Below are 1,621 nucleotides of genomic sequence, written 5' to 3' on the forward strand. Positions count from 1 at the left end.
CCGTCGATGTAGTTGCGCAGACGACGCAGTTCGGTGGTCACGTGCCACCCCTCCCTGTCAGGTGTCCGATGGGTGAGACACCCACAGTAGTCCGCGGGTCCAGGACCCACCGAGGGCTACGGCCGCCTCCGCGTTCCGCTGCGCTGCGCGCCCCGCCGGCACCGGCCGTGCAGAGGGCTGATCGGAGGAAATGACAGCGTGCCCGCGCCGAGCCTGGGCGCGGGCGGCAGACGGAGTCCTTACCGTGCCAGTGACCCATTGGCCCTGCGCTCGTTCACCCAACTGGGGGAACGCACGGACGACCGCAGCTGAGGCGAGGTGCTTCGTATGGTGGCTCCGCCGGACAACGACGTGCTCTGGGCACGCACCCTGACGTACGCCTACGGCGGGTCGCCCGCCCTCGCCGGTGTCTCCATCGGCGCCCGCGACGGCGAGATCCTGGCCGTGACCGGCCCGCGCGGCTGTGGGAAGACCACCCTGCTCAAGTGCCTCTCGGGCCTGCTCGTCCCGGACCGCGGGGAGGTGTGGTTCAACAGCGCCCCCGTACACACCCTCTCCCCGCTCGGCCGCGAACAGCTGCGCCGCGACCGCTTCGCCTGGATCGACACCGAGCCCCGGCTCATCCCCGAGCTCACCGCCTGGGAGAACGCCGCGCTGCCGCTGATGCTGCGCGGCATCGGACGGCGCGAGGCCAAGAGCACCGCGCACGAGTGGCTTGACCGGCTCGACGTCGGCGACTGCGCCCGCCGCCGCCCCGCCGCGCTGCTCCAGGCGCAGCGCCAGCGCATCGCGATCGCCCGCGCGCTGGCCTCCGCCCCCGCCGTGCTGTTCGCGGACGAGCCCACCGCCCCGCTGTACCGCGCCGACCGCGCCCAGGTGCTGCGCACCCTGACCACGGCGGCCCGCTCGCACGGCATCACGGTGCTCCTCGCCACCCATGACGAGGAGGTGGCCACCCTCGCGGACCGCGCCGTCGCGCTGCTGGACGGCCGCCGGGTGGGCGCGGTCAACTCCCCCGAGGCCGAGGGCAGGTCCGCGTGCTCAGTCTCCGCCTAGCCCGCGGCGCCCGGCCCCTGGCGCTGCTGCGGCGGTCGCTGGTCGCCACCGCGGCGGCGGGCACGGGCTTTCTGCTGCTGTGCGCCATGGGGTACGCGGCCGGGCACCCCGACCAGACCGACGGAGCGGTCGTACGGCTGCTGTGGTGCGCGGTGCCGCTGGCCGCCACGGGCCACCTCGCGATCGCGGTGGCGCGCGCCGACCCGAGCGTCCCGTTCGGCGCGGGCTTCGCGGCGGCCGGCGGCGGCCCGGCCAGGTCGGCCCTGCTCGCGGGCGCCTCGGCCGCCCTGTCGTGCGCGCTGGGCTGTGCGCTGGCGCTGCTCGCCTTCCTGCAGCTGCGGGGCGACCTGAGCGGCTCATGGCTGCGGTGGGCCGATGCTCCGGGCGGGGCGGCGGGCGGCCCGCTCGGCGCCGGGCATCCGGTGCCCGCGGCCGCCACGGTCACGCTGCTCGCCGTCGTACCGGCGGTGGCGGGCTCAACCTCGCGCCCGACCACCTCGACTGGCACGGCTCGATGGCGGCGTACGCGGCCGACAAGGGCCGTATCTACGAGGGCAACCAGGTC

At 75.6% G+C, this 1,621-nt stretch carries 1 protein-coding gene and 1 pseudogene; both read left to right on the forward strand.

Translation table 11 applies throughout. From position 1 onward, the window contains the following. Nucleotides 1–327: 327 nt before the first annotated feature. Nucleotides 328–1,056: an ABC transporter ATP-binding protein gene (locus tag ACWDSL_RS53320; protein ID WP_450496987.1), complete on the forward strand. Its 729-nt coding sequence runs from the start codon at nt 328–330 to the stop codon at nt 1,054–1,056. A gap of 472 nt (nt 1,057–1,528) precedes the next feature. Further along, nucleotides 1,529–1,621, forward strand: a pseudogene (locus ACWDSL_RS53325) (Mur ligase family protein); the annotation flags it as partial.

Source organism: Streptomyces sp. NPDC000941 (genome assembly GCF_053599555.1).

Coding starts and splice junctions, on each gene's coding strand:
- ACWDSL_RS53320 (WP_450496987.1), top strand. CDS start 328: ATGGTGGCTCCGCCGGACAACGACGTGCTCTGGGCACGCACCCTGACG.